At 35.1% G+C, this 23,034-nt stretch carries 19 protein-coding genes and 2 pseudogenes; 14 read left to right on the top strand and 7 right to left on the bottom strand.

The genetic code is table 11. From position 1 onward, the window contains the following. Complete coding sequence (locus HMPREF9171_RS108845) at positions 1-1,770, top strand: ABC transporter ATP-binding protein (RefSeq protein ID WP_001227941.1); 1,770 nt, start codon at positions 1-3, stop codon at positions 1,768-1,770. Between the two features lie 41 nt (positions 1,771-1,811). Here HMPREF9171_RS108845 and HMPREF9171_RS108840 read toward each other — a convergent pair whose 3' ends face one another. Further along, on the bottom strand, positions 1,812-2,321 hold the full coding sequence (locus HMPREF9171_RS108840; RefSeq protein WP_000870957.1) for an HdeD family acid-resistance protein: 510 nt from the start codon (positions 2,319-2,321) through the stop codon (positions 1,812-1,814). Positions 2,322-2,488: 167 nt separating this feature from the next. Here HMPREF9171_RS108840 and gdhA point away from each other — a divergent pair, with 167 nt between their 5' ends. Both gdhA and HMPREF9171_RS108830 read left to right on the top strand, forming a co-directional pair. Then, positions 2,489-3,838 carry an NADP-specific glutamate dehydrogenase gene (gene gdhA, locus HMPREF9171_RS108835; RefSeq protein WP_000200438.1) on the top strand — a complete coding sequence of 450 codons (1,350 nt, stop codon included), beginning with the start codon at positions 2,489-2,491 and terminating at the stop codon, positions 3,836-3,838. 69 nt (positions 3,839-3,907) lie between these two features. Then, positions 3,908-4,318, top strand: a complete 411-nt coding sequence (locus HMPREF9171_RS108830; RefSeq protein WP_000594936.1) for a peptide deformylase — start codon at positions 3,908-3,910, stop codon at positions 4,316-4,318. A gap of 36 nt (positions 4,319-4,354) precedes the next feature. Here the strand turns inward: HMPREF9171_RS108830 and HMPREF9171_RS108825 are convergent, their stop codons facing one another. Further along, the gene (locus HMPREF9171_RS108825; protein ID WP_000726917.1) at positions 4,355-6,427 is read right to left on the bottom strand and encodes a surface-anchored 5'-nucleotidase; all 2,073 of its coding nucleotides are present in this window, start codon (positions 6,425-6,427) and stop codon (positions 4,355-4,357) included. Between the two features lie 268 nt (positions 6,428-6,695). On the opposite strand from HMPREF9171_RS108825, the pseudogene HMPREF9171_RS06165 reads away from it, so the two are divergent. From HMPREF9171_RS06165 to HMPREF9171_RS108775, 11 genes and pseudogenes are all read left to right on the top strand, one after another. Continuing rightward, positions 6,696-7,137 (top strand): annotated as a pseudogene (locus tag HMPREF9171_RS06165) (MarR family winged helix-turn-helix transcriptional regulator). 753 nt (positions 7,138-7,890) lie between these two features. Beyond that, the gene (locus tag HMPREF9171_RS108820) at positions 7,891-10,830 is read left to right on the top strand and encodes a MucBP domain-containing protein (protein ID WP_000489009.1); all 2,940 of its coding nucleotides are present in this window, start codon (positions 7,891-7,893) and stop codon (positions 10,828-10,830) included. Between the two features lie 649 nt (positions 10,831-11,479). Next, entirely contained in the window at positions 11,480-11,686 is a 207-nt protein-coding gene (locus HMPREF9171_RS108815) for a hypothetical protein (protein ID WP_001872189.1), read from the top strand. A gap of 148 nt (positions 11,687-11,834) precedes the next feature. Beyond that, positions 11,835-12,461 carry a GTP pyrophosphokinase gene (locus tag HMPREF9171_RS108810; protein ID WP_000449641.1) on the top strand — a complete coding sequence of 209 codons (627 nt, stop codon included), beginning with the start codon at positions 11,835-11,837 and terminating at the stop codon, positions 12,459-12,461. Position 12,462: 1 nt separating this feature from the next. Further along, positions 12,463-13,155 (top strand): response regulator transcription factor, encoded by a 693-nt coding sequence (locus tag HMPREF9171_RS108805; RefSeq protein WP_001264425.1) that lies wholly within the window; start codon positions 12,463-12,465, stop codon positions 13,153-13,155. Next, positions 13,148-14,377 carry a sensor histidine kinase gene (locus HMPREF9171_RS108800; RefSeq protein ID WP_000489522.1) on the top strand — a complete coding sequence of 410 codons (1,230 nt, stop codon included), beginning with the start codon at positions 13,148-13,150 and terminating at the stop codon, positions 14,375-14,377. Before HMPREF9171_RS108805 ends, HMPREF9171_RS108800 begins: the two co-directional genes overlap by 8 nt. 115 nt (positions 14,378-14,492) lie before the next feature. Then, the gene (mvk, locus tag HMPREF9171_RS108795; protein WP_000659714.1) at positions 14,493-15,371 is read left to right on the top strand and encodes a mevalonate kinase; all 879 of its coding nucleotides are present in this window, start codon (positions 14,493-14,495) and stop codon (positions 15,369-15,371) included. Then, complete coding sequence (mvaD, locus tag HMPREF9171_RS108790; RefSeq protein WP_000348817.1) at positions 15,353-16,297, top strand: diphosphomevalonate decarboxylase; 945 nt, start codon at positions 15,353-15,355, stop codon at positions 16,295-16,297. Before mvk ends, mvaD begins: the two co-directional genes overlap by 19 nt. Continuing rightward, the gene (locus HMPREF9171_RS108785) at positions 16,290-17,282 is read left to right on the top strand and encodes a phosphomevalonate kinase (RefSeq protein WP_000241525.1); all 993 of its coding nucleotides are present in this window, start codon (positions 16,290-16,292) and stop codon (positions 17,280-17,282) included. The genes mvaD and HMPREF9171_RS108785 overlap by 8 nt, the downstream gene beginning before the upstream one ends. Next, positions 17,279-18,274, top strand: coding sequence for a type 2 isopentenyl-diphosphate Delta-isomerase (gene fni, locus HMPREF9171_RS108780; protein WP_000184891.1), 996 nt, complete (start codon positions 17,279-17,281; stop codon positions 18,272-18,274). Before HMPREF9171_RS108785 ends, fni begins: the two co-directional genes overlap by 4 nt. Before the next feature lie 67 nt (positions 18,275-18,341). Further along, entirely contained in the window at positions 18,342-18,560 is a 219-nt protein-coding gene (locus tag HMPREF9171_RS108775; protein ID WP_000594207.1) for a DUF4649 family protein, read from the top strand. A 45-nt stretch (positions 18,561-18,605) separates the two neighbouring features. Here the strand turns inward: HMPREF9171_RS108775 and HMPREF9171_RS108770 are convergent, their stop codons facing one another. The 5 genes and pseudogenes from HMPREF9171_RS108770 to HMPREF9171_RS108755 all read right to left on the bottom strand — a co-directional run bounded on the left by HMPREF9171_RS108770 (position 18,606) and on the right by HMPREF9171_RS108755 (position 23,033). After that, the gene (locus HMPREF9171_RS108770; protein WP_000206680.1) at positions 18,606-19,460 is read right to left on the bottom strand and encodes a glutathione S-transferase C-terminal domain-containing protein; all 855 of its coding nucleotides are present in this window, start codon (positions 19,458-19,460) and stop codon (positions 18,606-18,608) included. A 100-nt stretch (positions 19,461-19,560) separates the two neighbouring features. Then, positions 19,561-20,475 carry a diacylglycerol/lipid kinase family protein gene (locus tag HMPREF9171_RS108765; RefSeq protein WP_000833758.1) on the bottom strand — a complete coding sequence of 305 codons (915 nt, stop codon included), beginning with the start codon at positions 20,473-20,475 and terminating at the stop codon, positions 19,561-19,563. A gap of 86 nt (positions 20,476-20,561) precedes the next feature. Further along, a complete protein-coding gene (gene trhA / locus HMPREF9171_RS108760) occupies positions 20,562-21,218 on the bottom strand; it encodes a PAQR family membrane homeostasis protein TrhA (RefSeq protein ID WP_000910676.1) in 657 nt (218 codons plus the stop codon). Further along, positions 21,211-21,658, bottom strand: a pseudogene (locus tag HMPREF9171_RS01000000112960) (DUF1836 domain-containing protein). Before HMPREF9171_RS01000000112960 ends, trhA begins: the two are co-directional and overlap by 8 nt. 91 nt (positions 21,659-21,749) lie before the next feature. Then, positions 21,750-23,033, bottom strand: coding sequence for a hydroxymethylglutaryl-CoA reductase, degradative (locus tag HMPREF9171_RS108755; protein WP_000161696.1), 1,284 nt, complete (start codon positions 23,031-23,033; stop codon positions 21,750-21,752). Position 23,034 lies beyond the last annotated feature (1 nt).

The raw sequence follows: 23,034 nt of genomic DNA on the forward strand, positions 1-23,034 counted from the left end.
ATGAGAAAAAAATCTGTTTTTTTGAGATTATGGTCTTACCTAACTCGCTACAAAGCTACTCTTTTCTTAGCGATTTTTTTGAAAGTTTTATCTAGTTTTATGAGTGTTCTGGAGCCTTTTATTTTAGGGTTAGCGATAACAGAGTTGACTGCTAACCTTGTTGATATGGCTAAGGGAGTTTCTGGAGCAGAATTGAACGTTCCTTATATTGCTGGTATTTTGATTATTTATTTTTTCAGAGGTGTTTTCTATGAATTAGGTTCTTATGGCTCAAATTATTTTATGACTACTGTCGTTCAAAAAAGTATCCGTGATATCCGTCATGATTTGAATCGTAAAATCAATAAAGTTCCTGTATCGTATTTTGATAAGCACCAATTTGGAGATATGTTGGGACGTTTTACAAGTGATGTTGAAACGGTCTCAAATGCTTTACAACAGAGCTTTTTACAGATTATCAATGCTTTTTTAAGTATTATTCTAGTAGTCGTTATGGTACTTTATCTAAATGTACCATTAGCCATGATTATCATTGCTTGTATTCCTGTAACTTATTTTAGTGCACAAACGATACTAAAAAGATCCCAACCTTACTTTAAAGAACAGGCAAAGATTCTGGGAGAACTGAATGGTTTTGTACAAGAGAAATTAACTGGTTTCAATATCATAAAATTATATGGTAGAGAAGAGGCGTCTAGTCAAGAATTTCGTGATATAACGGATAATCTACGTCATGTAGGTTTCAAAGCTAGCTTCATTTCAGGAATTATGATGCCAGTATTGAATGGTATCTCTGATTTTATTTACCTTATCATTGCATTTGTTGGCGGTTTACAAGTTATTGCTGGTACCTTAACAATTGGTAACATGCAGGCATTTGTGCAGTATGTTTGGCAAATTAGTCAACCCGTTCAAACCATTACACAATTAGCAGGTGTTTTGCAAAGTGCAAAATCTTCCTTAGAACGTATTTTTGAAGTCTTAGATGAAGAAGAGGAAGCCAATCAAGTCACTGAAAAATTGAGCCATGACTTAACCGGTCAAGTCAGCTTTCATGGTGTCGATTTTCACTATTATCCGGATAAGCCACTTATCCGCGACTTTAACCTAGATGTAGAACCAGGGCAAATGATTGCAATTGTAGGGCCAACAGGTGCAGGTAAGACAACACTTATAAACTTACTCATGAGATTCTACGATGTTAGTGAAGGTGCTATCACCGTAGATGGTCACGATATTAGACACCTGTCACGCCAAGATTTCCGCCAACAATTTGGCATGGTGTTGCAAGATGCTTGGTTATATGAAGGCACAATAAAAGAAAATCTTAGATTCGGTAATCTTGAAGCCAGTGATGAGGATATAGTTACTGCTGCTAAAGCTGCGAATGTTGACCACTTTATTCGAACGTTACCTGGTGGCTACAATATGGTGATGAATCAAGAATCAAGCAATATCTCCTTAGGACAAAAGCAACTGTTGACTATTGCACGTGCTTTATTAGCAGATCCTAAAATTTTAATTTTAGATGAAGCGACTTCATCTGTTGATACAAGGTTGGAATTGCTTATTCAAAAAGCTATGAAAAAATTGATGGAAGGAAGAACTAGTTTTGTCATTGCACACCGTCTATCAACGATTCAAGAGGCAGACAACATTTTAGTTCTAAAGGATGGTCAAATCATCGAACAGGGTAATCACCAGAAACTCCTAGCAGATAAAGGATTTTATTACGAATTATATAATAGTCAATTTTCAAATAGTAAATGACGTCATCAATAGATAAAAAAAAGGACATGAAACATGTCCTTTTAATAATTAATACGAGTAAAAGTGTAAATAGCCGAAGCTCCAATTGCTATTAATATAAAGGCTACAAATCTTCCAATGATGGCTGCTGATAAGGTAGGTTGAATCAGTAAAATAATACCTAAAATGAGTGCAATATAAGCCGAACGTTTATAGGATTTGGCACCTGGGAAATTAATTTTTTGCATTTGGAAACCACCTAAAAGTCGTAAAATACCAGATACCAGTAGCCAGTATGCTAAAATAGTCATGACAGTATTTGAAAGTGACATTGCTGAGCTGGATAGTAAAATGATACCAAAAATAACAGCAAGGATACTCTGAACTAGATACCAAGGGCTACGGTGATAAGAATCAGCTTGCAAGTAGCGTACTAAATTTGAAATGCCATAAATAAAGATAAATAAAGCAATGAACCAACCCAGAGTTGCTACAACTGTTACAGGATTTATAAAGAGATAGAAGCCAGCTAATAAGGCAATTATACCTCCAACAAGTGGGAACCATTTCATATAGATACTCCAATCAAATATTTGTCTCATTATAGAACGAAAGTCAGTAAAAGTCAAAGAATTACCTTTAAAATTGCTCCTAAGAATGATACCATAGCAAATAGTTGACAAGAAAATTCTGACAATTTATAATGCTAACTATATTAAAACAATGCGGAGGAAAATAAATGACAAGCGGAAAGACATATGTAGCAAGTGTTTTAGAGAAAGTGAAGAAGCAAAATGAGCATGAGGAAGAATTTCTACAAGCGGTTGAAGAGGTTTTTGAGTCACTAGTACCAGTTTTTGATAAATACCCTCAGTACATTGAAGAAAATCTTTTAGAACGTTTGGTTGAGCCTGAGCGCGTGATTTCTTTTAGAGTTCCATGGGTAGATGATAAAGGCCAGGTTCAAGTTAACCGAGGATATCGTGTACAATTTTCATCAGCTATTGGTCCTTATAAAGGTGGTTTACGTTTTCACCCTACAGTAACACAATCTATTGTCAAATTTTTAGGATTTGAACAAATTTTTAAGAATTCACTGACAGGTCTACCAATTGGTGGTGGCAAAGGAGGGTCGAACTTTGATCCAAAAGGGAAATCAGATAATGAAGTGATGCGTTTCACACAAAGTTTTATGACCGAACTTCAAAAATACATTGGACCAGATTTAGATGTGCCAGCTGGCGATATTGGAGTAGGTGGACGTGAAATTGGTTATCTTTATGGTCAATATAAGCGTTTAAATGGTTATCAAAATGGGGTTTTAACCGGAAAAGGACTGACTTATGGTGGGTCTTTGGCTCGTACAGAAGCAACTGGTTATGGGGCAGTCTATTTTGCTAAAGAAATGCTAGCGGCGCGTGGTCAAGATTTAACTGGCAAAGTTGCACTGGTTTCGGGATCTGGTAACGTGGCTATTTATGCTACTGAAAAATTACAAGAGTTGGGTGCAACTGTTGTAGCTGTGTCAGATTCTTCAGGTTATGTTTATGATCCAGACGGTATTGACCTTGAAACATTGAAACAGATAAAAGAGGTTGAAAGAGCACGTATTGTTAAATATACGGAGAAACATCCAAAAGCTAATTTCACACCAGCAGATCAAGGTAGTATCTGGTCTATTAAAGCAGATTTAGCTTTCCCGTGTGCTACTCAAAACGAATTAGACGAAGAAGACGCTAAGTTATTAGTTGAAAATGGTGTCTTGGCAGTAACAGAAGGAGCAAATATGCCATCTACCTTGGGTGCTATTAAAGTTTTCCAAAAGGCAGGGCTTGCTTTTGGTCCTGCTAAAGCTGCCAATGCAGGAGGAGTAGCTGTTTCAGCGCTTGAAATGGCACAAAATTCTAGTCGTAGGGTATGGACTTTTGAAGAAGTTGATCAAGAATTGCAACGTATTATGAAAACTATTTTTGTGAATGCTTCCGAAGCGGCTGATGAATTTGGCGATAGTGGTAACCTGGTTCTAGGTGCTAACATTGCAGGCTTTTTAAAAGTTGCTCAAGCTATGTCTGCACAAAGTATTGTTTAATCTCTTATCATGGTCCTTAGCTAACCTATGGTATACTAGTATTATCATAATAGAGTTAGGTTAAAATAAATGATAAAACCAATTGTTAGAGATACTTTCTTTTTACAACAAAAATCACAAATGGCTAGTAGAGCAGATGTGAGCTTAGCAAAAGATTTACAGGATACTTTGCATGCTAATCAAAATTATTGTGTAGGTATGGCAGCAAATATGATTGGTAGCCTGAAGCGTGTCATTATCATCAATGTAGGTATTACAAATTTAGTAATGTTTAACCCTGTATTAGTTGCAAAATCGGATCCATATGAGACAGAAGAATCTTGCCTTTCTCTCGTAGGTTGCAGAAGTACACAACGATATCGTCACATTACGATTTCTTATCGTGATATCAATTGGAAAGAACAGCAAATCAAGTTGACAGATTTTCCAGCTCAAATTTGTCAACACGAGTTAGATCATTTGGAAGGCATATTGATATAAAAATAGGTTTGGATAAAATATCCAAACCTATTTTTATTATTTCATATGTTTTTTCTTTGTATTTAAAGCAATTCCTATAAGTCCAACACCAAAGACAGACATAAGGAATGATTGTCCATATTCAGAGTTTGTTTTTGGTAATTGTTTTGATTTTACAGTAGTGGAGTTTGATGGTTTGCCATAATTTCTCATAGGGTTAATAGCTGTAAATTGGTGTAATTGTTTTTTGTGAATTGTAGTTACAGGGTTGATTTTTGTAGATTTTGATTTTGTTTGGTTTAAAGTGTCTGATACAATCTCTTGTGCTACAATATTTCCTTGTCGATCTAAATAAAGTTTCTTAATAATGCTATGTGTACCATCATTTTGTGTAATAGTTTCATTAACCATCTTCATAGTGACATAGATTTTAGGTTTATTATTTGGAACGCTCACTTTTTTACCAGCTTTTTCTAAATCAGTGATATAGGCCATAAATACCTCTGTATCGGGATTAATGGCTCCTAGAAGTTTGGCATTTCTGAAGCTTGCAAAGCCATCACCACCACCGAATAAAAAGTCATTGATAACTAATTTGTATTTTGCATCAGGATTGATTTCTTCACCATTTGATTTATAAGCTTTTACAACTTTAAATGGTGTTTCTCCTCCGCCCTCTTTATTATCTGTGTAAGTGTATCGCAGACCAGCTATTTGAAGAAAGAAATTTTGTTTTTGGTCGTATTGTTCGTTGAGTGCTTTATAAAGATCTCTACCAGTAATTTCGACGACTTGTAAGATATTACCAAAAGGTTGAACTGCTTGTGCAGCTCCCCAGGTGATTGTTCCATCTGGTTTGATGAGTAAGTGAGCACGAATACCACCATTATTTGTCATGGCAAAATCGATATCTGGCCAGCTTTTTCGAGCAATTGCTAGTTGAGCCTCTGTGATGAGGCTGCCTACCGGACTAACATTATCTTGATCAACAGAACGCGTAATCATGCCACTTACCTCGGCAATACCAATTTTAGCTTCTGTTACTTGTTTAACGATAGTATTAGCTTGGTCAACAATGGCTTGAATATCGGCACTACCTGTTTTTTTACCAGGAGCAACTGCAATTACTTTAGCTGAAGGGGTTTCAATGAAATCTTGTGTATCAGTATCTAAGACACCACGTACATCAGCATAGGCTTTTCCTTGAGAGAGCGCTTGTACAATACGAGTTTTACCAACAAGACCATTTGTATATTGATGATTGTGTCCAGCAAAGACAATATCTACGCTATTTTCAGGGAAGAGTTGATTGACTTTTTTCATCATTTCTGCTGCTTCACCTTCAGCAATATCATCCTTGCTTGTTGCAGGTACATGAGCAAGGACTACAATAGCCTTGACATTTTTAGCTTGTAATTCTTTGGCGTATTTAACGATTGTTTCAGCTTCATCTAAAAATTCATATTGTTCATAATTTTTACGTAAGACAAGGTTTGGGATGTCTTTGGTAACGATTCCGATAAAGCCAACGTTCACACTTTTGTTATTTACAGGAATATTTTTAATAGCGTAAGGTTTCCAATTGTAAGGGATTTGTTTGTTAACTTTATCAATAACGTTTGCCACTACAATTTCTTGTTTTGCAGCTTCGTGTGGGTATGATTTCGTAATATTATTTATATTAGAATCTGGAGCAGGAGCTTTTCCAGTAACGATACGATTGTATTCTGCCAAACCTTCATCAAATTCATGGTTACCTAATGTGCCATACTCAACATTCATTGCATTAAATGTTTTAACGGTTGGTTCATCTTGAAGAAGCCCTGAGTTAGCTGGACTTGCTCCAACCATATCACCAGCTTGAACTCTAATGCTTTCATCATTAGGGTTAGTTTGTTTGAAATCTTTTTGAGCATCATCCATATAAGCATCTAATTGAGCAGCAGTGCCAGCATTAGTAACTTTTCCGTCAGGCATATTTGCTGTTCCAGTATTGTCAAGTGCACCATGAAAGTCATTGACGCCTATAACTTGGACGCCGACTTGGTCAGCGAATACGCTTGAGAACATAATAGAAGTCCCAGCGACTAAACCAAGGACACTACTTTTCAAAATAATTTTCTTTTTCATTTAAATCTCCTGTAAATTAAATAAATATTACATTTGTATTTTACTATCATTTACATTAAAAATCAATATAAATTTATAATTAAAAATATAAAAAGCGAACATATATTTTTAATATTAAAAAGTAAGCGAAATCATTTTTTATTTGACGAATGATAGGTGTTTTTTAGAAATATTAATGTAAAAATAGTTCTCACGGTAACTTTTAATTGACAGTTAATAAAGGTTGTTTTAAAATAGTTCTCACGATAACTATTAAAGGAGTATTATTATGGAGAATCCTCTTCAAAAAAGCACGAATACTTGTTAATCAACTCGAAAAGTATTTAGATCGTTATGCAAAAGAGTATGATGTTGAACATTTAGCGGGTCCACAAGGACACTTAGTGATGCATCTCTATAAACATCCTGACAAGGATATGTCTATAAAAGATGCTGAAGAAATCTTACACATTTCTAAGTCTGTAGCTTCTAATTTGGTAAAACGGATGGAAAAAAATGGTTTTATTGCGATTGTACCATCTAAGACAGATAAGCGTGTAAAATACCTTTATTTGACTCACCTAGGTAAAAAAAAGGCTACACAATTTGAAATTTTCTTAGAAAAATTGCACAGTACTATGTTAGCAGGTATTACTAAAGAAGAGATTCGTACCACCAAAAAGGTTATTAGAACATTAGCTAAAAATATGGCAATGGAAAATTTTGATTAACTATCTTAGGGTGATGACTTAATGCTGTGATTTTATTAAAGACATGAAGAGAGAATTGGTAAGAACTACTTCTACAGGATTGCTAGTTTAACAATATTTAATAAAGCTAAGTTGTCTAGAGAATCATTTTTAAATATAGCCGATAGTTCTCGTTTACCATTTCATCTTCAATCTAAAAGAACTAAACGATTAGTCAGTTTAACTGTTTTGTTCTTTTGGAAATTTCTGTGTTTAAGTAGTTTTAGTGTTAAAGAGCAACATGATTGATGAGGATGATATTGTAAAGAAATTTTAGGAAATTTATAGGCTACAGTTTAACGTGTTATACTGTAATACTTTGAGATGAACCTCCCATTTGGACAATGAGCAAGGTAAATAGATATACTAAATATTTTAATACAATCAGGCTACACCAGATATTTCTTATAGTGTCTGATAATATGATTTTAAACCTGCTTAATAGACTTGTGATAATATAATCAATTGTAAATAGCTTTCAGAGACTTTTTTAGTTAAAAGTCTCTTTAATTAGCTTTATATTGGATAGAAGTATCGAATCTGTTTTATGTAAACTACCAGGTCTTAGTATCTATTTTTCAATTTATCTTGAATGAGGCACCTCTTTAGTTTTATGTAAAGTCAAAATATTCTTAAATTTGGATAATTTTCAAATTTCTTTACCTTTATAATTGACAACGCTTTTATTTTTTGTTATTTTTTAAATGTAAAAACTGTTACAGGGAGGTTGATATTATGTTTCGTAAATATAATTTTGAAAAAGGTTTAAAGTTTTCCATTCGTAAATTTTCGGTTGGAATAGCTTCAGTTGCTATAGGATCATTATTATTCATTTCACCTCAGGTACTTGCAGATGAGACAACTAGTGTTACATCTGCAACAACTCCAACAGGTGTAACGACAACAGATGCAAACTTGGTCAATCCTAACAATTCAACTCCTACTTCCACTAATAGGAGTGCAACTAGCACTCAAGGAAGTAATTTGAGTAATACTTCAGAAATCATTAAGCCTGCAACTTTAGCAGCAACATCACCAACAACTGATAATGCAGCCCCATCAGTAGACAAGAGGACGTATGCTACTAGTGGCGATTGGACGTTACAAAATCCATATGCTGACAGTGTTCGAAATAAAAATATTTCTCCAAGTGTTCGTGATGAATCATTTAAAAGTGCTGAAACAACGGTGGTTCGTGACGATAACTCAACCGTTAAAGTGACTGCGACAATTACTCCTGTAGAAGGGAATGATGAAGGTTCTGGTATTTTGACAAATGGTGGTAATCAGTCAGAATATAAAGCAACATCAGAAATGTTTGTTGGAAATGTAGATCCTGCAAAAATACCTGCTTTAGGTGTCTATACACAACCAGGACGTACTGAAGGAGGTAGTAAACTATCTGATAAGCTCAATTTTAATGGGAAGGCGCCATCAACTATTTTAACATTGAAATTTGACAAGGCAGTTACAGACCCTATTATTGATTTATCTGGTGTTGGAGGTAATGCACGTCTATCATTTACAGAAACTGTCATGGAAAATGGTAAGATTGTTGAAAAATTTGACTATGCACGTGGTTCATATAATTCAACGTTCTTTGAGTTAATAACTCCAGGTATAAGCCTTGAAAAAGCAAGTTCAGGAGTTAATTTAACAGTTACAGCGAATACGGTTGATGTAACAGACAAGAACACCTTTAATGAGTCAGTTGTTAATCCATCTGACGAAGACTTTGTCAATGGTCCAGATAGAACGCCTGATGCAGTCCCAGCGGGAACAGGCTCAATCCGTTTAAAAGGAACCTTTACAGAGGCTTCATTTAAATTATATCATCAAGCTGTTCCATTTACAGCATTTTCTAAAGAAAAATATCATACAGGAGATGGATATTATAATAGTATTGCGAATGTTCGACCAACTGTAGTTAAACCAGATAGTATTAATGGTTTAAATAAGCACGCAAGTGATGTTATTGATTATAAAATTTCCGATAATAATGATATTTCGAACGATGACTTACTTCGTTTATCTGTTCGCTTACAAAATCCGCGTGGATCAGTTGTTGTAAATTATATTGATACAGAAGGCAATATTATTGGTACTGAATACAAAGATACCACCGATGCAATTCCAGGAACACATTACAATACGGCAGAATCATCAGGAGACCTTAATTCAGACGCGACAGTTGAGCGTCCTTCCACTATTACTAAAGACGGTAAGGTGTATGAATTAGTAGCAGAAAATATTACAGTGCCAGTTGGTAAGGTTAATTCGGATGGTACGTTGGCTACAAATGGGAGCTCATTTAATTATGGTACTGATGCAGCATCTGGAGAAGTTGCAGAAGGTACTAAGTCAGTAACTTATGTTTATAGCATTAAACAAGAATCAAAGGGAAATGTTCATGCCCGCTATGTTATTTTAGGGACAGAGACTGAGCTTGCAAGTGCTAAAACAGTTAAATCAGAAGCTCCAATTGATGAGGCATATTCAGATAAAGCACCTGCAACTCTTGAAAAAGATGGTAAGTTGTATGAATTTGTACATGTGCGTGATAATAAGGGCGATGCTCCAGCAGATGGTAAGGTGACTGAACAAGATCAGACCATTACATATGAATATGTTGAAGTTCCTAAGGGTCGTGTGGTTGTAGATTATGTTATCGAGGGTACTGCTACAAAACTTAAAGATACTTATGTCGATACCCCAACAGCTTATATTCGTGATAAAGAAGGTCAAGCTATTCCTTATAATACAGCTGAGAATGATTCTGAGAAACCATTGTTACTTGACAAAGATGGAATAAAATATGAACTAGTTTCAATTCAAGAGGGGTCAGCAGCGGAGAAAGGAACACTTCGAGAAGGGGAACAACATGTTGTCTATCAATATCGTAAAGTGGTAGAGGTTCCAAGTGTTAAAGTTGGAAATGTTCATGCCCGCTATGTTATTTTAGGGACAGAGACTGAGCTTGCAAGTGCTAAAACAGTTAAATCAGAAGCTCCAATTGATGAGGCATATTCAGATAAAGCACCTGCAACTCTTGAAAAAGATGGTAAGTTGTATGAATTTGTACATGTGCGTGATAATAAGGGCGATGCTCCAGCAGATGGTAAGGTGACTGAACAAGATCAGACCATTACATATGAATATAAGCTTAAGAAAGATGACTCAGAGGCTGTAGGGAATGTAGTGATTAACTATGTGGACGAAACAGGTAATGTTATCAAAAAACCAATACTAGATACACACGAATCAAAGGTTGGGACACCATATGATACCACAGATTATAAATTCGCTGAAATTAAATTTAATGGTAAGATTTATAAACTCGTTTCTGCAAAAACTATGGGAAATGAATTCGGAAAGGTCACTGAAGGCACAACAGAAGTGACTTATGTGTATCGAGAATCAGTAAAATCTACCCTACCAAAGGAAACGGGCATTTCTATTCCAAGCGAATCAGAGTCTCCTAAGTTTATATCTACCCAAACTACAGAAAATAGACCTAATAAAGGAGTATTAACTTCATCTAAAAATCCAACCAATAAATCTGTTCTTCCAACTACAGGCGAGGAAAGTAATAGAATTCTCGGAGTTGTTGGGATTACTCTAGTAGCAACAACAGCTACTTTGGCAGCTAGCAGTTTAAAACGACGTAAAAATTAAAATTCTTCTGACTCGATGTGACCCAATACCGTTATTATAAGATTCTTTTGTTGATAATCACATCATAGATTTTGATGAACTATTTGTTATGGTATGTTTGGGTTGTAATGAGTGAATTATAGCTATATCTAAAGAGGAGCGTCTTACGAGTCTACAAAAAAGTCATCATTTGATGGCTTTTTTTGCAATTTATCATTTTAAAAAGGGAATAAAATATTATTAGAGGGCTTAACTCTCTAATTAAAAGGAAGATAATGCTAAACTGAATATACCTATGTCAAATGCACCAAATTTCCTATCCCGGTTTTTATACCTATATAAAGCACAGACTATCTTCAAAATATATAAAAATAAAACTAGCAAAGAGAGTCCTGTTCTATATTTCGATAAAAGTAAGTACTCTTTATTTATTAGGTGTTATTAGAAGTTTATAACTAAAAGATTGTTGGCTAGGGGATGGAAATCGAATACAGGACAAGTTGGTAATGGATAATTTCAATTAGACTTATCATCAAGAAAATTTCAAAGAAAGGTTAATAGCCTATACCGTTAAAGACTCTTAATATACTGAAATATGATTCCGAGATATATTTAGGAGAGAAACCCCTTGCTAGTGTGAAACTAAAAGGAAATTCATAGGATATATTTCATGGAATTTTATTATAAGACATTAAAAAGAAAGTTTATCAATGATGCCGATACCATATTTATTGAGCAGTCTCAATTTGAAATTTTTATATACATTGAAATAGATCATAATTCTAGTAGTCCTCATGTCGCTTTAGATTATCAATCACAAAAAGAATTTGAAAAAATAATTACTAATTATCTTAACTTTATAACTGCTTTTGCTTGACAAACTTAATAAATTTTACAAATTATTGTGGTAAGATCCTTAAGTAACAATTATTTGTATAAATAGTCTTACAGTACCTACCATCTTTTTAGTTTGCCTTAAGTTTCTATGATATAATGGAGGCTAAGAGAGAATAGGAAGGTTTCTTATGGAAACAAATATTTATGGAGATTATGGTCGATATCTACCATTAATTTTAGAAGATTTCAGCCAGCGTATCCAATTAGAAAATGATAAAGCTAAGGTTGAAACAGGCTATAAATTGTACGAACATATCATTGGTCGTATTAAAACGTCAGATAGTATGATAGAGAAATGTCGTCGCAAACAGTTACCTGTAACGGTAGATTCTGCACTAAAAACGATTAGAGATAGCATTGGAGTCCGTATTATTTGTGGTTTTGTTAACGACATTTATCAAATTGTAGAACGTATTAAGTCATTTGATGATTGTCGTATTGTAGTTGAAAAAGACTATATCCAGCATGTTAAGCCAAATGGGTATCGCTCTTACCATGTGATTTTAGAAATTGATACTCCCTATCCAGACTGTTTGGGTAATTCAGAAGGTAAATATTACATTGAGATTCAGTTGCGTACAATTGCGCAAGATTCTTGGGCTAGTTTAGAACATCAGATGAAATACAAGCATGATATTGAAAATCCCGAACGAATTGTAAGGGAATTAAAACGTTGTGCTGATGAAATGGCATCTGTTGATTTAACGATGCAAACGATTCGTCAATTGATAGAGAGTGGAACAAAGAAGGAATAAAATGAGAGTATTAATTGCAGAAGATGAAGAACAGATGTCACGTGTCCTTAGTACGGCAATTAGTCACCAAGGTTATGTTGTTGATGTCGCCTACGATGGTCAGACTGCTATTGATTTAGCTAATCAAAATGCATATGATGTCATGGTTATGGATGTCATGATGCCTGTTAAAACAGGTGTTGAGGCTGTCAAAGAAATTAGACAATCAGGAAATAAATCTCACATTATTATGCTAACAGCCATGGCAGAAATTGATGATAGAGTAACAGGTCTAGATGCTGGTGCAGATGATTATTTAACAAAACCCTTCTCTCTAAAAGAATTATTAGCAAGGCTCCGCTCTATGTCCCGAAGATTGGAAAATTTCACACCTAATGTATTGTCATTGGGAAGAGTAACCTTATCAGTCGGTGAACAAGAGTTGCAATGTGAAAACACTATTCGTCTAGCGGGTAAAGAAGCTAAAATGTTAGCATTTTTCATGTTGAACCATGATAAAGAATTATCTACACAACAACTTTTCGAACATGTCTGGGGAGCAGATAAGGACCAAGAAGATGTAGATGAGGGATACGTCTTTATCTATGTTTCTTATTTGAGACAAAAATTGCAGGCAATTGGTGCTAACTTGGAGATTATTGGTCAAGAAGGTAGTAGCTATAAATTAAGTGAAATAATGGTGGCTAATGTTTAGAAATTTACGACTTCGTTTTATCGGAATAGCTGCGCTAGCTATTCTTGTTGTCTTATTTTCAGTAGTCGGTGTCCTCAACTCTGCTAATCACTATCAAACGAAGAATGAAATTTATCGTGTGTTAACTATCCTTGCAGACAACAATGGACGTATACCGAATAAACTTGAATTTAGTAAAGAATTAGGTGATGACCTATCAACGGACGCTATTTTCCAATTCCGTTATTTCAGTGCGCGAACAGATGCAAAAGGTAACGTGACTAGTTTTGATTCTAGAAATATCTTTGAAGTAAGCGATAGGCAAATAAAAAATTATGCCAAGCGTATCGTATCACAAAATAGTCATTCAGGTCATATTACCTATAATTTTAGTACCTATTCTTATCTACTAAAAAAGGTTGGTAAAAATGATTATTTAGTGGTATTTTTAGATACAACCAACCAATATCTTGATAATCAAAGATTATTGCAACTTTCAATATGGATGTCCTTGGCAAGTTTTATCGTCTTCATGGTAATTGTTTCAGTTTTATCAGGGAGAGTTATCTTACCATTTGTTGCTAACTATGAAAAGCAAAGGCGTTTTATTACCAATGCAGGACATGAGCTAAAAACTCCACTTGCTATCATCTCCGCTAATAATGAATTGGTGGAAATGATGAGTGGTGAATCAGAGTGGACTAAATCTACAAATGATCAAATCCAACGTTTAACGGGTCTAATTAATGGCATGGTCAGTCTTGCCCGCTTTGAAGAACAGCCTGATATAAGTATGGTTGACTTAGACTTTTCACATATTACAAAAGATGCTGCAGAAGATTTTAAAGGTCCAATCATTAAAGATGGTAAAGATTTTATAATGAGTATCCAACCAGGTATTCATGTCAAAGCTGAAGAAAAATCATTATTTGAATTGGTTACATTATTGGTTGATAATGCTAATAAGTATTGTGATCCGATGGGGACTGTGACAGTTAAGTTATCACGGTCAAGTCGTTTGAGACGAGCTAAGCTTGAAGTTTCAAATACTTATAAGAATGGTAAAGACATAGACTATAGCAAGTTTTTTGAACGATTTTATCGAGAGGATGAGTCACATAATAACAAAAAATCGGGATATGGTATTGGCCTTTCTATTGTAACTAGTTTGGTGCATCTATTTAAAGGAAGTATCGATGTGAATTATAAACATGATACCATTACCTTTGTCATTTACATTTAAGATTAAAGGGACTGCAATTGTAGTTCCTTTAATTTATGTTATTATCACGTTAAAGTCGCTTTTTTTAAGGATTTATATTAAAATAGTAAGGTAATAGAATTATAAAGAGAAAAAGATGAAAGAAAAGTTTGGTATAGGAAAGGCTCATAGCAAGATTATCTTGATGGGTGAGCACTCAGTAGTATATGGTTATCCAGCCATTGCTATTCCTTTAAAAAATATTGAAGTAAATTGCCTTATTGAAGAGGCTCCTCAATTAATAGCATTAGATATGACTGATCCTTTGTCGACAGCCATTTTTGCTGCCTTGGACTATTTAGGTAAAACTTCTTCTAAAATTGCATATCATATTGAGTCACAAGTCCCAGAAAGACGTGGTATGGGATCATCAGCTGCAGTTGCTATTGCAGCTATTCGTGCAGTTTTTGATTATTTTGATGAAGATTTGGAAGCAGATTTGTTAGAATGCCTTGTTAATCGAGCAGAAATGATAGCACATTCAAATCCGAGTGGATTAGATGCAAAAACTTGTCTTAGTGAAAATACTATTAAATTTATCCGCAATATTGGTTTTTCAACAGTACCCATGCATTTGAATGCTTATTTAGTTATTGCTGATACAGGAATTCATGGGCATACTAAAGAAGCAGTGGATAAGGTGAAATCATCTGGCGAGGCAGTACTACCCTTTTTAAAAGAATTAGGTTATTTAGCAGAGGCATCAGAGGATGCTATTCATAAAAGTGATTCCAAACAACTTGGTAGCTTGATGACTAAAGCGCATCAAAGTTTAAAACAATTGGGTGTCTCAAGTTTAGAAGCTGATCATCTGGTAGAGGTAGCTATTAGTTGTGGTGCTCTAGGCGCTAAAATGAGTGGCGGCGGATTAGGTGGTTGTATTATCGCACTTGTAAAAGAAAAAAGAGAAGCTGAGCGCTTAAGTCAGCAATTAGAAAGAGAAGGAGCTGTCAACACATGGACGGAAAAAGTATAAGTGTTAAGTCTTATGCTAACATTGCTATTATCAAATATTGGGGAAAAGCAGATGCTGAAAAAATGATTCCAGCTACCAGTAGTATTTCTCTAACACTTGAAAACATGTACACTGAAACACGTTTGACTGCCCTTGGGAAGGATGCTAAGAAAGATGAATTTTACATCTCTGGTGTTCTTCAAAATGATCATGAACATGACAAAATGTCAGCTATCTTGGATCGCTTTCGACAAAATAAGTCCGGCTTTGTAAAGATTGAAACAACTAATAATATGCCAACAGCTGCAGGCTTATCATCGTCATCAAGTGGTTTATCAGCCTTAGTAAAGGCTTGCAATGATTTTTTTGGTACTAACCTTAGCCAATCACAGCTAGCTCAAGAAGCCAAGTTTGCTTCAGGCTCCTCTTCACGCTCTTTTTTTGGACCTGTTGCTGCTTGGGATAAAGATAGTGGTGATATCTATAAAGTTCACACTGATTTAGATTTAGCTATGATTATGCTGGTCTTAAATGACAAAAGAAAGCCGATTTCAAGCCGTGAAGGTATGAAAATCTGCACTGAAACCTCAACTACTTTTAACGAATGGGTAAGGCAATCTGAACAAGACTATCAAGATATGTTAGTATACCTAAAAAATAATGATTTTCAAAAGGTAGGTCAACTGACAGAGCGTAATGCACTTGCAATGCACTCAACAACTAAGACAGCAACTCCAGCCTTTTCCTATTTGACAGAAGAGACATATAAAGCTATGGATGTTGTGAAGAAACTTCGCGAAAAAGGTCATGAATGTTATTATACGATGGATGCGGGTCCAAATGTTAAAGTACTTTGCTTACGTCAAGACCTTGATGCATTAGCTACTATCTTGGAGCAAGATTATCGTATTATTGTTTCAACGACAAAGGAATTAGCAGATGGTTAAGGTGCAAACAGGTGGCAAATTATATATTGCAGGTGAATACGCGATACTGTATCCTGGGCAAGTAGCTATTTTAAAGAACGTTCCTATTTATATGACTGCATTAGCTACTTTTGCAGATAACTACAGCCTTTATTCTGATATGTTTAACTATACGGCAAGCTTGCAGCCTGATAAGCAATATAGTCTCATTCAGGAAACGATATTGCTTATGGAAGAATGGTTGATTAATTTTGGCAAAAACATAAAACCGATTCACCTCGAAATTACGGGAAAATTAGAGCGCTATGGACTTAAGTTTGGTATAGGCTCTAGCGGAAGTGTTGTCGTTTTGACTATTAAAGCTATGGCTGCGCTTTATGAGATAGAGATGCCAAGCGACTTGCTTTTTAAATTATCTGCCTACGTTCTCTTAAAAAGAGGTGATAATGGCTCAATGGGAGATATTGCTTGTATTGCTTATGAGCATTTAATTTCTTATTCAGCTTTTGATCGTAGGGCTGTTTCAAAAATGATTGAAACAAAACCCTTGGAACAAGTATTGGAAGCTGAATGGGGTTATCGTATTACCAAAATACAAGCTTCATTGGAGATGGATTTTTTAGTGGGATGGACAATGCAACCGTCCATTTCAAAAGAAATGATAAATATAGTTAAATCAACCATTACGCAGCGTTTTTTAGATGATACAAAGTATCAAGTTGTCCAGTTACTTTCAGCCTTTAAAGAAGGAGATAAAGAAGCGATTAAGAGATGTTTAGAAGAAATTAGCTTGCTATTATTTAATCTTCATCCATCTATTTACACCGATAAACTTCAAAAGCTTAAAGAGGCAAGCAAAGGCCTAGATATAGTCACAAAATCTTCAGGATCTGGAGGAGGCGATTGTGGTATAGCCATATCCTTTAATAAAAATGATAATCAAACTCTAATCAAGCGCTGGGAGAGTGCTGGTATTGAACTACTTAGTAAGGAGACATTGTCATGACAAATCGAAAAGATGATCACATAAAATATGCTCTTAAATATCAGTCGCCTTATAATAGTTTTGACGATATTGAGTTAATACATTCATCCTTACCAAAATATAATGTCAACGATATCGATTTATCAACACATTTTGCTGGTCAAAGCTTTGAATTTCCTTTTTATATCAATGCTATGACAGGCGGTAGTGAAAAAGGGAAAGCAGTCAATCATAAATTGGCACAGGTTGCTCAAGCTATAGGGATTGTTATGGTGACAGGTTCATATTCGGCAGCTCTCAAAAACGATGAAGATGATTCCTACCCAACAACAGACTTGTATCCTGATTTAAAACTGGCGACAAATATAGGGTTAGACAAGCCTATACCAGCAGCAGAGTCAACCGTTAAGGCTATGAACCCCATTTTTTTACAAGTTCATGTTAATGTGATGCAAGAACTTTTGATGCCTGAAGGAGAGCGTGAATTTCACATGTGGCGTTCTCACTTAAAAGAATACGTCGACAATATCCAATGCCCACTTATTTTAAAAGAGGTTGGTTTTGGGATGGATTTACAATCAATAAAGGATGCTTACGATATAGGTATCACAACTGTAGATATTTCGGGGCGTGGGGGGACTAGTTTTGCTTACATCGAAAATCAACGTGGACGCGACCGTTCGTATCTCAATACTTGGGGGCAAACAACAGCTCAATCCTTAATAAACGCTCAATCTATGATAGACAAAATGGATATCCTAGCATCTGGTGGCATTCGTCATCCTTTAGATATGGTAAAATGTTTAGTGTTGGGTGCTAAAGCTGTTGGACTTTCTAGAACAGTTTTAGAATTAGTTGAGCGTTATCCCGTAGATGATGTTATTGCAATTCTCAATTCTTGGAAAGAAGATTTAAGAATGATAATGTGTGCACTGAATTGTAAAAAAATAACTGATTTACGACAAGTCAATTATATATTGTATGGTCAATTGAAGGAAGCTAATGCTAAATGATATTATTTTTGTGCAGTAGATATAGCTTCCTGTCAAAGTTTCCTTGTAAAATGTCAGAGGTAATAAGATGATTAAACTGTATTATAAAGATGCTTACGACACTGAACGATGCCAAGTTTTTGAAAATCCAAATGATTTTATTCGAGTTTTAATGGGATGTGTTACTGTTCCTGATAATTATCCTATTACGAAAATGACTTATAAAGATAAAGATATTGCTTATAGTGGTACTTCTGGAGATCTCTTCAAGACTTTTATTGAATTTGATTGGTTCACTTTGGACTAGTATAGCTAAAAAGCTAAGGCTGTGAATTGCCTTAGCTTTTTAGCTTTATTTTTCCCATTTTGCCATATTTGGACCTGTTGGGACGATGGTATGTTGACGAACAGCTCTTCCAAATTTGCCTAAGTAATAGTTATTTTTTATGGATTGTGGATTGGTTAATGCTTTTAAATTAAAGTCATTGTATAAAGTTTTAGCCCAATAAAAAATATTTGGGTAGTCTTCTAGCGCTTTCTGATTAAGTAGTAGAAGATCACGCCCAGCAATATCCCAGCGGACTAATGGTGTAAAGAAATGAATATCAACCTCACTTAGATTATCTCCGAGCAAGAAAGGACGTTGTCCTAGTAAGTGTTCTTTTTGATCTAGAAAAGTGAAGAATTTCTTACTATAAGTATCATAATCTGCTTGTTTATCAAGAAAAGCTAACTTATACATTAAGCTTTGGAAGTTATTATTAATGTCTTTAATATCATTATCAATAAGTGAAGCAGTTTCTTGGCTGAAAAGGACAGGAGCATCCTCTTGATGCAAATCAGAGAAATCTGTAGTAAAAAGTCGAAGCATATCTGCAGATTCCTTACAGACAATACGATTATCAGTCTTGTCAATTAAAATTGGGATAGTATAAGGACCTTGGTAACTCGGGTCAGTCAAATGATAAATATCACGAAGCGACTTAGCACCAGTAACCTGTTCTGGTTGGCTAAAAATAAGTCCTATATCACTTGGAACATCATCCACAAAACTGATAGAAATATGTTTATCCAAACCAAGCAGTTGGCGCGCAATCTGCGGACGTTGTGCATAAGGACAAAATTCCCCAACAATCATATGGTAGCGACCTGATTCTACTGGGACTTCCCACTCTTGGTCAATAAATTTAGCAGTAAATGTTGTCATCGTATACTTCCTTTCAATGATATTTATTGCTTTAAGTATAACAAAAAAGAACCTAGACAGATAGTATTTACTCTAATACTTATGTCTAGGTCCTTTTATATTATGGTAATGAGTTAGGAATGATAAACTTTAAGGCTTTAGGGATGACTTCAACTTTTACAGGTAATTGGTCACCTGGATCGCCATCAATACGAACTTTAGGGGTAGCTGATTTTTTACGTTTAAAAGTTGAAATAGTCAGATTATTGGTATGAAAATGTTTTATCTCCTTTGCTTGACTAAAATCTCCCTTACGAAATTGTCTTAGATGCAACAATAATTTGAAGAAGTGAATATGTTCCATAGTGTAGACTCTAAAAAGTCCATCATCAATTGTTGCTTCTGGAGAGAAGGCTGGCATACCGGCAATCGAATTGGTCATGGTAATAAGGAGTAACCGCGTGCGTAAAGACCGTACATTATTATCGTAAGCAAGAGTGATAGAATATGATCGATTACGCTTTAATATACGGTAGGCATCACCTAAGAAAGCAAAAGGGCCTAATTTACGCTTCATTTCAGAAGTGACATTAGCAGCAATATCAGCAAGGAGACCAAGTGTTAAACTGCTAATCATGTAATCGTCATTAACTTTACAGATATCTACGGACTTTACATGACCGTTTAGAAGGTTTTCAAGAGCGAGATTCCTCTCTTGCGGGATGTTCAAAGCTTTTGAAAAGTTATTGACGGTCCCGGCAGGTACTAGTCCGATAGTAGGATAAGCACCACCAGCGTAGACACCTCCACAGATTTTATTAATAGTGCCATCTCCCCCTAAAGGAATAACCAAGTCAATATGGTCTTCAGATGCTTTTTTTGCTAAGGCGACAGCTTCCTCAACAGATGAAGGTGTAATAATACGAACATAATCGTCTTGAAAATCATGTTCTATTAAATAAGATTTTACTTCTTGTGCCAATGCTTGTTCATCTTTACCAGATTTTGGATTAAAAAAGATATAAGCACTTTTCATATGTCCACGCCTTCTCTCTAAGATTTAGATGATTATTATTATATCATGGTTTAGCAAAAAAATAATCAATAAAATGTAGTTAAATTTTATAGCATGAAGTAGACAATTCCAATGTATTGTAAAATAGAAGCTAATAGAATAAAAAGGTGCCAAATCATGTGATCATAAGGACGTTTGCGAGCATAAAAGAGTGCACCGATAGTATAGCAAATACCACCAGCCAAGAGTAATCCCCAAAAAGCTGGTCCAGTTTTTGTGATAATAGCAGGGAAAATAAAGATAACCAGCCATCCCATAATGAGGTAAAGTACAAGGCTAAATTTATCATTGATTTTGGGAGCGAAGATTTTATAAAGGATACCAAATAATGTAATCCCCCATTGTAAAAAAATGATGAGATATCCTAACCAGCCGCCAATAAGTGACAATGCGACAGGAGTATAACTACCTGCAATAGCAATATAAATCATAGAGTGATCAATCATGCGTAGAACATATTTTTGAAGACTGTTATAAGTCATGGAGTGGTAAATACTTGATGATAAAAACATCAAAAATAAAGAAGTGACAAATATTGAGGTACCAAGTGCTGCTTGTAATCCGAAGTGGTTGTGACTATAGACAGCGGTGATTGGTAATAGGATTAGCATAAGCAAAGCTCCTACAGCGTGAGTGATACTATTTGCAAGCTCTTCGCCAAAGGAAAGTTGAGGACTTAATTTGATAGACATTTCTTTAAGCATTTTTATTTTTTCCTCCTAGTTCTAAAACTAATTTTTGTGTTTCTTGATAAAGGTTCAACGTCTGACAGGCACTAATGACAACTGGTGGTAAATCGTGAACCTCTTCTTTGTTCATACAAGCAGCAAATCCGTTATATGCTTCTTCAGAATGATTGTCAGCTGTCAGAAGTTCTAATGTTTGACTGATTTCTTGAATAGCAAAAACTTGTTTAAAAGCTGTAATAACAATCAATCGTGCTACTTGACGGCGATTGTATTTTTTTTATAGGTTTGGATATATAATTATGTTTGACATAATTGTTGATCATCGAAGCGGTGAGTAGTTTATCGTTAGTTATTGTTTTAGGATTAATTAATTGATTCACATAGAGAAGTACTTGGTCAAGATACAAATCTAGTTCAGGTAATTCTTCCCATTTTGGGTATTGATTTTTATTCATTTTAAAACTCCATATAATCTAGTCTTTATAACTAGATTATACACTTATGGAAATTCAAGTCAAGTAAAAAAAGAATTTGAGATGATTTTTCTCAAATTCTTTTTTTACTTTTAGTAAGTTTATTGACAATTTTTTGTGCTGTCTCTAGATTCATGTGTTTAGAGTCTAGAAGCTGTTTAACGACTTCTGAAATTTGTTCTTCTTTAGCTCCAGCAAGTAGTGCCAACGACTTTGCTTGAAGTTTCATGTGACCAGCTTGAATTCCTGTGCTAACCAATGCCTTAAGAGCCGCAAAATTTTGAGCTAGTCCAATCGAAAGAATAATACTTGCCAACTCTTTAGCATTAGGACGACCTAGTAGATCGTGAGCTAGGTGGACACTAGGGTTAATACCAATGGATCCACCTTTTGTTGCAACAGGCATCGGTAGCGTCAGAGTACCTTCTAGGCAATTATCATCAACCTTATAAGACCATCTAGATAATCCTCGATATTGCCCATCTTTGACAGCATAGGTATGCGCTCCAGCTTCAATAGCTCGCCAATCATTTCCAGTAGCTAAGACGATAGCATCAATGCCATTAAAAATACCTTTATTATGTGTGCTAGCACGATAAGGGTCTACTTGAGCTAATTGACTTGCCATCGTCATTTTTTGAGCTAACTTGATGGCCTCCTCTTTTTGGCGACTTAGAAATCTTAAATCAACTCGGCATGTAGCAGTCACTAAAGATTCGGTAGCATAGTTAGATAAAATTGACATTAAGCTTTTGCCTTTTGAAATGTCTTCTAATGGCGAAGATAATGCTTCCATCATGGTGTTAACCATATTAGCACCCATGGCTTCTTTTGTATCAACCATAAGGTAAACAATCAAAAAGTCTTCTTTAATCTCAATAGTTAGGTCGCAAGCACCGCCTCCACGCTTGACTATTGATGGATGAGCAGCGTTGGCTATTTCTAATAATTGCTGTTTTTGATTTAATATAGATTCTTTAGTGTGTTGACTATCTTGTACATCATAAAGGGCTACTTGTCCAATCATTTTACGATTATGGACGGTTGTCAGAAAACCACCAGATCGTTTTATAATTTTAGCAGCAAAACTTGCAGCAGCAACAACTGACGGTTCTTCAGTGACATATGGGACTTGATAGACTTTACCGTTAACCAAAACATCTGGGACAAGTGAAAATGGTAAGGCTATTCGACCGATGACATTTTCAGCCATTTGATTGGCTAGTGATAAAGAGAGTAAGTTCTGATTCGTCACTATTTCTAGGGAAGAATCAGCTAAAAAATCTTGTTCTTCAAGGTAATGAATACGTTCTTCAGGGGATTTTTTTGAAAATCCTGTCCAGGAAATTTTTGTCATA

It is taken from the genome of Streptococcus agalactiae ATCC 13813 (genome assembly GCF_000186445.1).
Lineage (GTDB): Bacteria > Bacillota > Bacilli > Lactobacillales > Streptococcaceae > Streptococcus > Streptococcus agalactiae.

Excerpts from the sequence above, each read along its gene's own strand:
- HMPREF9171_RS108815 (WP_001872189.1), top strand. The coding sequence starts at position 11,480 with ATGGAATTTTATTATAAGACATTAAAAAGAAAGTTTATCAATGATGCC.
- HMPREF9171_RS108810 (WP_000449641.1), top strand. The coding sequence starts at position 11,835 with ATGGAAACAAATATTTATGGAGATTATGGTCGATATCTACCATTAATT.
- gdhA (WP_000200438.1), top strand. The coding sequence starts at position 2,489 with ATGACAAGCGGAAAGACATATGTAGCAAGTGTTTTAGAGAAAGTGAAG.
- fni (WP_000184891.1), top strand. The coding sequence starts at position 17,279 with ATGACAAATCGAAAAGATGATCACATAAAATATGCTCTTAAATATCAG.
- HMPREF9171_RS108755 (WP_000161696.1), bottom strand. The coding sequence starts at position 23,033 with ATGACAAAAATTTCCTGGACAGGATTTTCAAAAAAATCCCCTGAAGAA.
- mvk (WP_000659714.1), top strand. The coding sequence starts at position 14,493 with ATGAAAGAAAAGTTTGGTATAGGAAAGGCTCATAGCAAGATTATCTTG.
- HMPREF9171_RS108825 (WP_000726917.1), bottom strand. The coding sequence starts at position 6,427 with ATGAAAAAGAAAATTATTTTGAAAAGTAGTGTCCTTGGTTTAGTCGCT.
- HMPREF9171_RS108820 (WP_000489009.1), top strand. The coding sequence starts at position 7,891 with ATGTTTCGTAAATATAATTTTGAAAAAGGTTTAAAGTTTTCCATTCGT.
- trhA (WP_000910676.1), bottom strand. The coding sequence starts at position 21,218 with ATGCTTAAAGAAATGTCTATCAAATTAAGTCCTCAACTTTCCTTTGGC.
- HMPREF9171_RS108765 (WP_000833758.1), bottom strand. The coding sequence starts at position 20,475 with ATGAAAAGTGCTTATATCTTTTTTAATCCAAAATCTGGTAAAGATGAA.
- mvaD (WP_000348817.1), top strand. The coding sequence starts at position 15,353 with ATGGACGGAAAAAGTATAAGTGTTAAGTCTTATGCTAACATTGCTATT.
- HMPREF9171_RS108770 (WP_000206680.1), bottom strand. The coding sequence starts at position 19,460 with ATGACAACATTTACTGCTAAATTTATTGACCAAGAGTGGGAAGTCCCA.
- HMPREF9171_RS108775 (WP_000594207.1), top strand. The coding sequence starts at position 18,342 with ATGATTAAACTGTATTATAAAGATGCTTACGACACTGAACGATGCCAA.
- HMPREF9171_RS108785 (WP_000241525.1), top strand. The coding sequence starts at position 16,290 with ATGGTTAAGGTGCAAACAGGTGGCAAATTATATATTGCAGGTGAATAC.
- HMPREF9171_RS108800 (WP_000489522.1), top strand. The coding sequence starts at position 13,148 with ATGTTTAGAAATTTACGACTTCGTTTTATCGGAATAGCTGCGCTAGCT.
- HMPREF9171_RS108830 (WP_000594936.1), top strand. The coding sequence starts at position 3,908 with ATGATAAAACCAATTGTTAGAGATACTTTCTTTTTACAACAAAAATCA.
- HMPREF9171_RS108840 (WP_000870957.1), bottom strand. The coding sequence starts at position 2,321 with ATGAAATGGTTCCCACTTGTTGGAGGTATAATTGCCTTATTAGCTGGC.
- HMPREF9171_RS108805 (WP_001264425.1), top strand. The coding sequence starts at position 12,463 with ATGAGAGTATTAATTGCAGAAGATGAAGAACAGATGTCACGTGTCCTT.
- HMPREF9171_RS108845 (WP_001227941.1), top strand. The coding sequence starts at position 1 with ATGAGAAAAAAATCTGTTTTTTTGAGATTATGGTCTTACCTAACTCGC.